This is a genomic window from Cyclobacteriaceae bacterium (genome assembly GCA_025808415.1).
Classification (GTDB): domain Bacteria; phylum Bacteroidota; class Bacteroidia; order Cytophagales; family Cyclobacteriaceae; genus UBA2336.
The window spans coordinates 304,782-316,566 of the sequence record CP075525.1; the positions used below are offsets into that span (position 1 = coordinate 304,782).

Annotated in this window: 14 protein-coding genes; 8 read left to right on the forward strand and 6 right to left on the reverse strand. The window is 43.9% G+C overall.

Annotated elements, in window-relative coordinates:
• Window positions 1-37: 37 nt before the first annotated feature.
• From KIT51_01315 to KIT51_01335, 5 genes are all read right to left on the reverse strand, one after another.
• Complete coding sequence (locus KIT51_01315; GenBank protein UYN86949.1) at window positions 38-913, reverse strand: NAD kinase; 876 nt, start codon at window positions 911-913, stop codon at window positions 38-40.
• A gap of 79 nt (window positions 914-992) precedes the next feature.
• The gene (locus KIT51_01320) at window positions 993-1,658 is read right to left on the reverse strand and encodes a CBS domain-containing protein (protein UYN86950.1); all 666 of its coding nucleotides are present in this window, start codon (window positions 1,656-1,658) and stop codon (window positions 993-995) included.
• Between the two features lie 28 nt (window positions 1,659-1,686).
• Window positions 1,687-2,439: an alpha/beta hydrolase gene (locus tag KIT51_01325; protein ID UYN86951.1), complete on the reverse strand. Its 753-nt coding sequence runs from the start codon at window positions 2,437-2,439 to the stop codon at window positions 1,687-1,689.
• Window positions 2,440-2,509: 70 nt separating this feature from the next.
• On the reverse strand, window positions 2,510-3,022 hold the full coding sequence (locus tag KIT51_01330; GenBank protein ID UYN86952.1) for a CvpA family protein: 513 nt from the start codon (window positions 3,020-3,022) through the stop codon (window positions 2,510-2,512).
• Window positions 3,019-3,471 (reverse strand): GatB/YqeY domain-containing protein, encoded by a 453-nt coding sequence (locus KIT51_01335; protein ID UYN86953.1) that lies wholly within the window; start codon window positions 3,469-3,471, stop codon window positions 3,019-3,021. The genes KIT51_01330 and KIT51_01335 overlap by 4 nt, the downstream gene beginning before the upstream one ends.
• 113 nt (window positions 3,472-3,584) lie before the next feature.
• On the opposite strand from KIT51_01335, the gene KIT51_01340 reads away from it, so the two are divergent.
• The 6 genes from KIT51_01340 (at window position 3,585) to rpiB (ending at window position 8,610) form a co-directional block, all read left to right on the forward strand.
• Complete coding sequence (locus tag KIT51_01340) at window positions 3,585-4,301, forward strand: pyridoxine 5'-phosphate synthase (GenBank protein ID UYN86954.1); 717 nt, start codon at window positions 3,585-3,587, stop codon at window positions 4,299-4,301.
• Window positions 4,302-4,344: 43 nt separating this feature from the next.
• The gene (locus KIT51_01345) at window positions 4,345-4,995 is read left to right on the forward strand and encodes a TPM domain-containing protein (GenBank protein UYN86955.1); all 651 of its coding nucleotides are present in this window, start codon (window positions 4,345-4,347) and stop codon (window positions 4,993-4,995) included.
• 17 nt (window positions 4,996-5,012) lie between these two features.
• Complete coding sequence (locus tag KIT51_01350; GenBank protein UYN86956.1) at window positions 5,013-5,909, forward strand: TPM domain-containing protein; 897 nt, start codon at window positions 5,013-5,015, stop codon at window positions 5,907-5,909.
• A 144-nt stretch (window positions 5,910-6,053) separates the two neighbouring features.
• Entirely contained in the window at window positions 6,054-7,322 is a 1,269-nt protein-coding gene (locus KIT51_01355; protein ID UYN86957.1) for a serine hydroxymethyltransferase, read from the forward strand.
• 23 nt (window positions 7,323-7,345) lie between these two features.
• Entirely contained in the window at window positions 7,346-8,182 is an 837-nt protein-coding gene (tatC, locus tag KIT51_01360) for a twin-arginine translocase subunit TatC (GenBank protein ID UYN86958.1), read from the forward strand.
• Entirely contained in the window at window positions 8,179-8,610 is a 432-nt protein-coding gene (gene rpiB, locus KIT51_01365) for a ribose 5-phosphate isomerase B (GenBank protein ID UYN86959.1), read from the forward strand. Before tatC ends, rpiB begins: the two co-directional genes overlap by 4 nt.
• Here the strand turns inward: rpiB and KIT51_01370 are convergent.
• Window positions 8,600-10,009, reverse strand: coding sequence for a hypothetical protein (locus tag KIT51_01370; protein UYN86960.1), 1,410 nt, complete (start codon window positions 10,007-10,009; stop codon window positions 8,600-8,602). The two genes, rpiB and KIT51_01370, sit on opposite strands and share 11 nt — an antisense overlap.
• A 100-nt stretch (window positions 10,010-10,109) precedes the next feature.
• Here KIT51_01370 and rbfA point away from each other — a divergent pair, with 100 nt between their 5' ends.
• Window positions 10,110-10,475 (forward strand): 30S ribosome-binding factor RbfA, encoded by a 366-nt coding sequence (gene rbfA, locus KIT51_01375; GenBank protein ID UYN86961.1) that lies wholly within the window; start codon window positions 10,110-10,112, stop codon window positions 10,473-10,475.
• A gap of 80 nt (window positions 10,476-10,555) precedes the next feature.
• On the forward strand, window positions 10,556-11,695 hold the full coding sequence (locus KIT51_01380; protein ID UYN88461.1) for an ABC transporter permease: 1,140 nt from the start codon (window positions 10,556-10,558) through the stop codon (window positions 11,693-11,695).
• Window positions 11,696-11,785: the final 90 nt, after the last annotated feature.

The window sequence follows — 11,785 nt, forward strand, 5'->3', positions numbered from 1 at the left end:
ATTTAAAAATCAGTAAGCTACAAAGGTAAGTAAAAAATCAATTTCTAATATCTAATCCCCAATTAAGCTTTTGCCTCAGGGTTTTAAAATACGATTGGTTTTCCAGTTGTATAAGATGTGCTTTAAAGGCTTCTTTTTTCACTTTTAGCTTAACGGTATTGTCTACAATAGCGGTTCTGGAGTCGAGTGAAACCAGGAATTTTTTGCTTCTTCCCTCCACTTCAAACGTTATTTCCGATTGGTCGGGAACCACAATGGGACGTACGGTCAGATTATGCGGGCTAACCGGTGTAATGATGAAATTGCCGGAGCGCGGGAACACCAATGGGCCCCCGCAACTTAGTGAGTAACCGGTTGAGCCGGTTGGCGTGGCAACAATTATACCATCGGCCCAGTACGAGTTAAGAAACTCACCATCGATATAGGTGTGCACGGTAATCATGGAGGAGGAATCCTTTTTGACAACCGTAAAATCATTCAATGCAAAGTTGAGTTTGCCAAATAACTTCTTGTTTGACTCAAGCCTTAGGATAACGCGTTTGTCCAACGAGTAAGCATTTGCAAAAAGCTTTTGTAATGCATGCTCGGTCTCAAGGCCGCTGGTGGTTGCCAAAAAACCAAGCCTTCCGGTGTTTATACCAAGCACCGGGGTCTCGGCTGCCCCAATGTGTGTAATGGATTCCAGTAATGTGCCATCACCACCAATGCTTAAAAAGGCATCTAATTTTTTTAGTGATTCACCGGGTTCATAAATCTTCCTTTTAAAATTTTTAAAAGCACTGCCCTTTAGCAACTTTTCGTATTTACTGGAAACAAAAAGTTCGGCTTTGTGCCGGGTAAGGATTTCAAAAATGAGCCTGATAAAATCTGCCGATTGCCGGTTAAATTCTTTTCCGTGGAGACCAATTTTCATAGCGTTATCCGGCTAGGTTGTATGCCATTAACCTTAAAGGTACAACTGAAATACGGAAGGGAAAAGTTGAGCGGGCAGGTTAAATATCCAGGTAACGAAGCAGCATATCCAACCGTTCTTTTTCAGAGCCCATAGGGCTGGCTTCCTGGTATCGCCCGATAACCCGGTAGTTGAAACGTTCGAGTGTCGCTACAACTCTTGATAATTCTACCTGATTGAGCTTAAGGGTAAGCCTTATCTTACCAGGGTTCATCGGATCATCCTTGACGATGCTACTTAATACTTTAGTATTATTTTCTTCGATTAACCGACTTATTTCAGCCAGTGAGTAATCGTTAAGGTTCATGGACAGCACCAAAATGCCTCCGGGCATTTGCACGGCTGCCGTTTGGGCAAATGAAGTTATGGTGTCCTGCACGGTGATAACACCATAATACTGACCCACATCGTCAAGCACGGCCACCATTTGTAACTTGTTGTCAGAAGCTATCTTTAGAATGTCGTAAAAATGGCTGGTGGTTGAAACGCAGCATTTTTCACCGATAAGGTTAAAATCCCCAACCCTTTTTTCAATGTCATTGGCCTCCAGGATTATCTCTTCTGAGATAAAGCCAAGAAGTTTTCCTTCTTCTACTACCGGCATTTGGTTACAACGAAACTCTTCCATCCACACGATGGCTTTGTGCGCATCATCCGTTGCCTTTAAGGGCGGGATCATGTGGTTGATAAGATCTTCGGCTATCATGTTTTAGAGAATTTCACACATATATACCTCAATTGAGCAAAAAGTCTTCCATAAGCTCATTAAATTTTTCAGGGTGCTCCATCATGGGCGCATGGCAACAATGGTCGATAAATTTTAACGAGGAGTTCGGGATTAACCGATTGAACTCATGGGCGACCATGGGCGGTGTTATGGTATCGTTAAGCCCCCATACTAACAATGTGGGTACCTTAATGTTGGGAATTTCATCGGCCATATTATTGCGTTGTGCTGATTTGGCGATGGCCACAATGCGCATGCATTTCGGAATGCTGTTAGTGGTCTCAAAAACTTCATCCACCAATTCTTTTGTGGCTACTGTAGGGTCAAAAAAGGTGTAAGCTACCCGCTCGCGGATATACTCATAATTACCGCGTTTTGGGTAGGAGCCTCCCATGGAATCTTCAAATAAGCCTGAGCTGCCGGTGAGTATTAACTTTTTAACCTTGTTAGGATTTTTAAGCGTATAGACCAGTGCAACATGGCCACCCAGGCTATTGCCCATAATAATCATATCATCCAGCTTTTTGAGGGCAACAAATTCCTCTACGAATTTCCGTAATCCTTCAAGACCGGCTTCGCGCACAGGCATTTCATAAATCGGGAGCATGGGGATAACAACCCTGAAGCTTGAAGCGAAACGGTTTACAACACCTTCCCAATTGCTGAGGGCCCCGAATAATCCGTGCAATAACATCAACACGGGGCCATTGCCCTCATCAACATATTTGAAACCTTGATCCTCTTTAACGGTAAGCGCCATAGGTACTTCCTTTTAAACCAAAATGTAAAGAAAAAAAATCCAACTTCCTGATAGGTTTACTTTGAAACATTCAGGAGGTGTGCTCTTGAAGGATATCCCGGAAGGAAGGGAAAATTTCCCCGATCCAATGCGTTACCTGGGGCGCAAACCCGGAGGTAAACGTGAATAGCCATGAGTTTTCAGTCCAGCGTTTAGGTAGTTGAATGGATAAGGCATCAACTATCCACAGCCCTACACTTACCATAAACATGGTATGGAGTAATCCCATTACGCTTCCAGCCCATTGGTCGGCACTGCCCAACAAGGTTTTATCGATTGATGATTTTAAAAGTTTACCCACCAGGTTAACTACTGTAATTACGATCAGGAATACAACTCCAAAAGCTACATAGGGAAGAATCTTATCGTTGATGTTATAATAATCATCAAGTGTAAGCATGGCTGCTCCCATAAGCTTGAAGCCCAGGACGATACCAAAGATGATGGCAAGCAGCGAAAACAAACTTACCAGGAAACCTTTCTTATACCCGGAAACCATTCCGGTTATGAAAATCAATAAAAGTATCAGGTCGAGTATACTCAAGGGGTCAACAGTTTTTTCACTAAGTCGGCAATCAATTTTCCATCGGCCTGGCCGGCAAGTTTTTTGGTAGCAGTTCCCATAATCTTGCCCATATCCTGTGGGCCGGTGGCCCCAAGTTCAGCGATAATTTTTTTCAACGCGTCAGTCACTTCATTTTCAGTAAGCTGCTTTGGAAGGTAACGGCTTATCACCTCCAGTTGAAACAATTCTCTTTCAGCCAAATCATTTCTCCCTTGCTGGCTGAAAATATCGGCCGATTCTTTACGCTGCTTGGCTGCTTTCATCAATAACTTGTTTTCGGCATCCGAGGAAACATCGCCACTTCCTCCCTTTTCAGTTTCAGCCAATAAAATGAGCGACTTAATGCTACGAAGTGCTTCAAGTTCTTCTTTGTTCTTGGCCAACATGGCTTTCTTTATATCACCATCAATCTGTGTCTTCAGGCTCATAGTATAAGTTTTTACAAAAGTAGCAGTATGCCGATAGGATCACCAATTCCAACGGCTCAAATTTATGTTGTGCAATTCAGGTGTGGTCTTTGTAATTTGGTGATTTACAAAATATGACGCGACTAAGCGTAAACATTAACAAGATAGCCACGCTGCGGAATGCACGGGGCGGCAACAACCCCGATGTGATCAAGGTGGCAGTGGATTGCGAACGTTTTGGCGCCCAAGGCATAACCGTACACCCACGCCCCGATGAGCGACATATCCGTTACACCGATGTTATTCAACTGGCAGCTGTTGTAAAAACAGAGTTTAACATTGAAGGCTGTCCGGATGAACGGTATTTACAAATTATCCGGGAAGCAAAACCTGCTCAGGCAACACTGGTGCCTGATGCACCCGATGCGGTAACCTCCAATACCGGATGGGATACAATTAAGCATGATGCTTTTTTGAAAGAGGTAGTAAAGGAATTGAAACGGTACACATCCCGTGTCTCAATCTTTGTAAATCCCGACACCAAAATGGTTGAAGGTGCAGCAGTTGTTGGTGCTGACCGGATTGAACTTTATACAGAACCTTATGCCCATGACTATCACACCAATCGCTATAAGGCTGTTAAGCCATACGTGGAGTGTGCACAGGTTGCAGCGCGTTTGGGGCTGGGCATTAATGCAGGGCACGATCTTGATTTACATAACCTGCGTTTTCTAAAAGAATCCATCCCATACCTGGATGAAGTTTCCATTGGCCATGCACTGGTTTGTGATGCACTTTATTTTGGTTTGGAAAATACCATTCAACTATACCTCAGGCAATTGAGGGATTGAACGCTTATTCCTTATCTTTAATTATAAATTACAACCGCTACCCATGAGCCTACGGAAGACCTTTACTGATGCAGAGCTTGAGCGTATAAAAGCAGCAGTGCGACAGGCCGAAGCCAATATTTCAGGGGAGATTGTTCCGGTTATGGTTTCGAAAAGTGGTTATTATACCATTGCCAACTACAAGGGAAGTTTATGGGTTTCATTTTTGGTGTTTGCTTTCATTGTCATCTTCGACAGGTTTGTTCCATCACTAGCGGTTTATGATCCCTTGCTTATTTTTCTTTTGGTTTTATTGGCGGGTGTTGTTGGCGGGGTAGCGCCAAACTTTTCAGATGATTTGCGAAGAATGCTGGTAACCCAGCGTCACATGGATCACGCTACGCGCCAGCGTGCAGAGAATGCGTTTTTAGAGCAGGAAGTTTTCAATACCCGGCACCGTACAGGCATAATGATTTTCATTTCATTTTTTGAACATGAGGTGATCATTATGGGCGATCAGGGAATAAGCAAAGTGGTGGAACAAAAAATTTGGGACAAACTTGTACAGGATTTAACGGCTTACATACGGAAGGGAAAAACAGTGGAAGGCCTTGAAACAACCATTAAACGCTGTGGTGAAATTTTATTGGAGAAGGGCTTTAAGAAGACAGCGGATGATGTGAACGAACTCCGTGACGATGTTAGATTAGATTGATACACTTTGAATCCGGTATGATTTCCCGACTTCTGTTATTTTTTCTGTTCCTGATTTCATGTTTAGCTGCAGGTCAACGTGCCGTTCCTGAACTGTGGGGCATGCGGGTGCACGATGACGCAAAAATTTTATCCACCAACACCATTCAACAACTGGAAACTCGCCTCAAGCAGTTTGAAGATTCAACCACCAACCAAATAGCCATACTCATCATTCCATCGTTGGATGGGGAGGTGCTTGAGCAGTATTCATTAAAGGTTGTTGAGAAATGGCAGTTGGGAAAAAAGAACCGGGATAACGGTGTGTTGTTGTTGATTGCCGTGAACGACCGGAAGATGCGCATTGAGGTGGGCTACGGATTGGAAGGCTCGCTACCGGATATCACCTGTAATCAAATCATCCGTAATCAAATTGCACCGGCATTCAGGCGTGGCGATTTTGACGGTGGTGTTATGGCCGGCATTTCTGCAATTGTGGATGCCATTGGTGGTGAATATTCGGCAGAGGGCTATGATGAAGAATCTTTTGAAGATATCCCCTGGTTCGTAGGGCTTTTTGTGTTTGGCATACTTGGCATTTTTACCTTTTTGGGACTTTCGATTAAAGGAGGCGCAGGGTGGTTTTTATATGTGTTTCTCATTCCATTCTATGCTGCTTTTCCACTGGCTTTATATGGTTGGGAAACGGGCAAACTCGTACTCTTTGGCCATTTGTTTGGCTTTCCTATCCTTAAAGTGATTTTTAATAAGATGGGCTGGAGCAAGCTGGAAAGTTCAGGTGGCGGCTCCGCAGGAGACTGGTCCTCAGGCAGTGGCTGGTCATCCGGAGGGGGAGGCTGGTCATCTTCATCCGGAGGAGGCTTTTCTGGTGGTGGCGGTAGTTTTGGCGGTGGCGGAAGCAGTGGCAGTTGGTAAATATTTGAAGCTATCTTTTAGTTCAATCCTGTAAGCATACGGCTCTGCGTTTTTCTTTCCGCTCATTTAATAATTTGGGATTTTGATTCTTGAATATTGAATTGCCTTATTTTTGGCCTTTCTATTTTATAATACCTTCCCCGAATGAAAAGAGATAAAGTCATCTTTGACCTGATTGAAAAAGAAAAGAAACGCCAGCAAAGTGGCATTGAATTGATCGCCTCTGAAAACTTTGCCTCCGCCCAGGTAATGAAAGCCATGGGCACTGTGCTTACCAATAAGTATGCTGAAGGCTTACCCGGCAAGCGCTATTATGGTGGTTGTGAAGTGGTGGATGAAATTGAGCAGCTTGCCATTGATCGTGTGCGGCAACTTTTCAATGCCGATTGGGCAAACGTACAGCCACATTCTGGCGCACAAGCAAATGCCGCTGTAATGTTGGCATGCCTAAAACCAGGCGACAAGATACTTGGGTTTGACCTGGCACATGGTGGTCATCTTACGCACGGCTCACCTGTTAATTTTTCAGGAAAACTGTATCAGCCATCGTTTTATGGTGTTGAAGAAGCTACGGGAAAAATCGATTTTGATAAAGTAATAGAAACGGCTAAGCGTGAGAAGCCAAAGATGATTATTTGTGGTGCCTCAGCTTACAGTCGCGATTGGGATTACAAAAAGCTTCGGGAAGCGGCTGATGCCGTAGGTGCTTTACTGCTGGCAGACATTGCCCACCCGGCAGGGTTAATTGCACGCGGATTATTGAACGACCCTATGGAGTATTGCCATATCGTAACTACCACCACGCACAAAACCCTGCGGGGCCCTCGAGGCGGATTGATTATGGTGGGCAAAAATTTTGACAATCCGTGGGGATTAAAAACCCCGAAAGGCGAGTTCAGAAAAATCACTTCCATTTTAGATTCCGGTGTGTTTCCAGGAACACAGGGGGGGCCTCTGGAACATGTGATTGCTGCAAAAGCCATCGCCTTTGAAGAAGCGCTTTCGGATGATTACCTGAAATATGTAGTGCAGGTGGTAAAAAATGCAAAGGCTATGGCCGCAGCGTTTATTGCTAAGGGGTATAGCATCATTTCTGGCGGAACCGACAATCATTTAATGTTGATTGACCTGCGTTCGAAAAACCTTACCGGTAAAATTGCTGAAGAAACATTAATCAAAGCGGATATCACCATCAACAAAAATATGGTGCCATTTGATACACAGTCGCCCATGGTCACTTCAGGCATGCGCATTGGAACACCGGCCATTACAACACGTGGGCTAAAAGAAAAAGATGTTGTGAAGGTTGTTGACCTTATCGATGAAGCTTTGGGCGCCCCCGGTAATGCCGATAATTTAAAAGCGGTGAAGAAGAAGGTGAATACTTTTATGAAGAAGTTTCCATTGTACTGATTTAATGAAGGGAGCGGTTTTGAATGGCTGAAGAAAAAGAAATGACCTTCCTTGATCACCTCGAGGAGTTGCGCTGGCACATCATCCGGTCCCTGCTGGTTGTGGTGGTGTGCACTATTGTGGCCTTTATCTATGGCAAATGGATTTTTGATCATGTTGTATTTGCAGTAGCACAACCTGATTTTATTTTCTTTGACTGGATGTGCTCGCTTGGGAAATTAGTAGGCTATACAGAAACACTTTGCGTGGATGAAATCCCTTTTAAAATACAAAGCCGGCAGATGACCGGTCAGTTTACCATGCACATTGCATCGTCATTGTTTATTGGGGTAACAACTTCTTTTCCGTACATCGTTTGGGAATTGTGGCGATTCATTAAACCGGGATTGGTAACAAAAGAGCGGAAGTTTTCACGCGGGGCTGTATTATCCATATCATTTTTGTTTTTCACCGGGGTGTCTTTCGGTTACTTCATCATGAGCCCGTTAGCCGTGTATTTTCTTTCAACCTATTCGCTCAGCGATGTAATCGTAAACGAGTTTGACATTACCTCGTATGTTTCCACCATTATCACCCTTGTGTTTGGCAGCGGATTGTTGTTTCAACTTCCGGTCGTAGTATATTTTCTTACTAAAATAGGTATGCTCACCCCGGCTTTCATGCGGCAATACCGCAGGCATGCCATCGTGATTATATTAATCGTAGCCGCTATCATTACCCCGCCCGATCCGTTTAGTCAAACGCTCATTGGCATACCCTTGTACTTGCTCTATGAATTCAGTATCTTAATATCGGCCATCGTTGTTAAACGTCAGGCTAAGCGCGACAGGGAAGAAGAACAATCTTATAAAGCACCATGAGTACGATAGCTATCGGCAGCGACCACGCAGGGTTTGAGTATAAGGAGAAATTAAAAAAGTGGTTGGAGAATAATGGATACACCGTTAAGGACTTTGGCACACACAGTGCCGAGTCGGTAGACTATCCGGATTTCGCCCACCCAGTGGCATTGGCCGTGGAAAAGCAAGAAGCAGCTTATGGCCTGTTGCTTTGCGGCAGTGCCAATGGCGTAGCCATAACAGCCAATAAACATCAAGGTATTCGTGCGGCCATCTGCTGGACAGAAGAAGTTGCTGCTGTAGTTCGCCAACATAATAACGCCAATGTAGTCTGTATACCCGCCCGTTTTGTTAGCGAAGCGTTGGCTGAAAAAATATTAGCCACATTTTTGAGCACTCCTTTTGAAGGTGGGCGCCACGCCAGAAGGGTGGAGAAAATCAGTTGTTAGGTTGAGCCGGTATTAATTGCCAGTAACCTTGCAGAGATTTGCTGTACCGGATTTTTAAAACAGGCAGCCTTTCGAAAAACTTTTCCATTTTGTTTTCCGGGTCAACAATAACCTCCGGCAAGTCCTTTTCGAACAAACGGCTTACCAACAATAGATTTTCATAATACTGCGGGCCATCCATGATTTCTTTTGTCAATGGCCAGTTGATGAAAGGAGGTGATAATTTGTTGTTTAGAAAAATGCCCGGCTGATCGGCCAGCAGTAAAACATTTTTATCGGTAATTGTAAATGATGATGCATTGACGAACAAGCTGGCGTAATCAACAGAGGTTAGTTTGTTGTAGCGGGTCAGGTATTGGCCGCAAACCACTCCTATTAATAGCATCCAAATGCTTAGCTCGGCAAACTTTCGCCTTCGTATGAGCAAAAGAAAATGGGTCAGGAAAAAACTGACAGCCGGTAAAAGCGGCAATAGGTTTTGCGGTCGCAAATCGGGTGTAAAATAAATCTGCAACAACCCGATAAGGAGCCATAAAAACATGGTTTGTAATAACTGCGACTGGTACTTGGTTAACCGCGCATCGCGGCCGAGAATAAATACAGAAATAAATAAATAAACCAGGGGCACGCTGGTCAGTATTAATAAACTTTTTAGGGATACTAATTTTTCGTTGGGAAAAGATAGACCAAACCAATAAAACCTATTCCATAAATCACCCAGGTTTCCGTTAATGTAGTATACGGAACAAAGAATGAGGTGAGGAAGCAGGAAACCGGTAAGCAGTAATAAGTGTTTGCGCAGGGTGTTGCGCGTGAAGAGCAGCAGGATTAAAATAATGCCGGGCAAAAAAATGATGTAAGAAAAATTGCACAATGAGGCGAAACTTATAAAAAGCCCCAGGTTAAAAATGGTCTCGTCTCGTTGAACACGGAACTCAATTTCAGTTAATAGTGCATTTAAGGCCAGTAACAGAAATCCAAACGCCAGCAGATCCGCGGTAAGCGACAAGAAATCGAACGAAATGAGCGTCAGGATTGAGAAAATCAAAGTGGGTATATACGTGTTTTCCGCAAAAACCTTTTTGTCAATAAATACGATCCCCAAAAAAGCGCTTTGGAAAAATAAAATCAGAAGGGCTGCTATATGTCTTGCCGTCAGGCTCCTGCCAAAAAGAAAATCGCATGCACCATAAAACCACGCTGCGAAAGGCGGGGTGCTGTCAATTAACTCGTGGTAGAGGCCAAATCCATCGCTTACTTTTTCGCCCACCAAAAAACTTTTCAATTCAGGCAGGGTAGTTTGGGGAGTATCCATTAAAAGCGGTAAGCACAACGCAACCAATAAGCCGAGCAATCCAATCAGTCGGTATGGGTCGTTTATGCGGAAGTATCGAAGCAAAGTCGGATTGTTTTGCGGAAAAATAGACAGGAATTTCAAGCTTTGAAATGAATCGCGGTTACTTCTTTGTTTTCGTGACAGGAGAAAGGATATTTGTCGTATGGCCGGAACGACACGTCAACAGAAATTTGCCCGACTTATTCATAAGGAAATAAGCGACATCCTTCAGCGCGATAAACGCGGTATACTTGAAAATGCCTTTATTACGGTGGCCGATGTTCGGGTAAGTCCCGATTTGGGTGTTGCTAAAATATACCTGAGCATGATGTTGGCCAACAATAAGCCTGCGCTGCTCGAAAAAATTAATGCCAGAAAGAGTGAAATCCGAAAGGCTTTGGGCGATCGCATACGTAACCAGGCGAGGATAATTCCGGAGTTGGTTTTTTACATTGATGAAGTGGAAGAAAAAGCCCAACGGATTGACGAGATAATCAAAAACCTAAATATCCCACCGGCCAAAACTTGAAGCTTGAATTTTTTATAGCGCGCAGGTACCTGCTTTCCAGCCGGAAAAAGAATTTCATCAACATCATATCTGTTTTGTCGCTGATAGGAGTAGCCTTTAGTGCAGCTGCTATTATCATAGTGCTTTCGGTATTTAACGGGCTTGGTGATTTACTACGCTCGCTCAACAACTCCTTTGATCCGGAAATAAAAATTGAAGCTGCCGAGGGAAAATCATTCCCGGTCAACGACTCACTGTTAACCAGAATTAGGGCCGTTGAAGGGGTTTCGCTGGTGACTGAAGTAATTGAAGATTATGCTTACGTGCGTTACCGCGATGCCAACCAGGTAATTACCTTAAAAGGAGTGAGCGAAAATTTTGTAGAACAGCACCGGATGGACGACAAAATAGTAGCCGGTGAACTACGGCTTAGCCGCGGTGATGCCCAGTACGCCATTATTGGGCGGGGCGTTCAATATACGCTTTCCGTTGCGGTGGGCGATGATATGTACCCGCTACAGGTATACTATATCAATAATGTAAAGTCAGGGACTCTTGATCCTTCCCGTTTGTATTCGAGGAAAAATATCTTGGTTGGCGCAGCATTTTCCATTGTTCAGAACTTTGACGAGAACTATGTTATCGTGCCACTGTCTTTTGCAGAGGAATTGCTCCGCTATGAAAATAAGCGAACCTCATTGGAAGTGAAGACCAAACCTGGCTCGGACCTTTTTAAGGTTCAAAGCCGGTTGAAAAATGCTTTAGGGGAATACTTTTTAGTGCTTAACCACGAAGAGCAACATAAGGATTTATACCGTCTGCTGAAAATGGAAAAGTTATTCACCTTCTTAGCGCTGTCAGTATTACTCGGCATAAGTTCTATCAATATTTTTTTTAGTTTAATGATGTTGGCCCTGGACAAAAAGAAGGACATCTCAGTTTTGGCTGCCATGGGAGCCAACGAAAATCTCATCCGAAGGATTTTTATAGTAGAAGGTGGCCTTATTGCTTTTGGCGGTGCTGCACTTGGCCTGGTGCTGGGCGGCATTTTCTGTTGGCTTCAACTTAATTACGGCATTATCAGCATGGGCATGGAAACTTCCGTTACCGAGGGCTATCCGGTTAAGGTTAAGGCCATTGATTTTATAAGCACACTGGGCGTGGTTTCTTTGCTCACATTCATCATCTCCTGGAGGCCGGCAATACTTGCGGCCCGATCGGTTTCGGTTCATAACCTGTAAGGTTCGTGTATGAAATAGGCTGAAATTCAACGATTTCAGAAACGCCAAATTCTTAGCTTAGAGGTTCCGTTTTTAGAAAATGTGCTAAAA

Bases quoted from the DNA above. Each gene is read 5' to 3' on its own strand.
- KIT51_01335 (UYN86953.1), bottom strand. From the start codon at position 3,471: ATGAGCCTGAAGACACAGATTGATGGTGATATAAAGAAAGCCATGTTG.
- rpiB (UYN86959.1), top strand. From the start codon at position 8,179: ATGAGTACGATAGCTATCGGCAGCGACCACGCAGGGTTTGAGTATAAG.
- KIT51_01355 (UYN86957.1), top strand. From the start codon at position 6,054: ATGAAAAGAGATAAAGTCATCTTTGACCTGATTGAAAAAGAAAAGAAA.
- KIT51_01320 (UYN86950.1), bottom strand. From the start codon at position 1,658: ATGATAGCCGAAGATCTTATCAACCACATGATCCCGCCCTTAAAGGCA.
- KIT51_01325 (UYN86951.1), bottom strand. From the start codon at position 2,439: ATGGCGCTTACCGTTAAAGAGGATCAAGGTTTCAAATATGTTGATGAG.
- rbfA (UYN86961.1), top strand. From the start codon at position 10,110: ATGGCCGGAACGACACGTCAACAGAAATTTGCCCGACTTATTCATAAG.
- KIT51_01315 (UYN86949.1), bottom strand. From the start codon at position 913: ATGAAAATTGGTCTCCACGGAAAAGAATTTAACCGGCAATCGGCAGAT.
- tatC (UYN86958.1), top strand. From the start codon at position 7,346: ATGGCTGAAGAAAAAGAAATGACCTTCCTTGATCACCTCGAGGAGTTG.
- KIT51_01340 (UYN86954.1), top strand. From the start codon at position 3,585: ATGACGCGACTAAGCGTAAACATTAACAAGATAGCCACGCTGCGGAAT.
- KIT51_01350 (UYN86956.1), top strand. From the start codon at position 5,013: ATGATTTCCCGACTTCTGTTATTTTTTCTGTTCCTGATTTCATGTTTA.
- KIT51_01345 (UYN86955.1), top strand. From the start codon at position 4,345: ATGAGCCTACGGAAGACCTTTACTGATGCAGAGCTTGAGCGTATAAAA.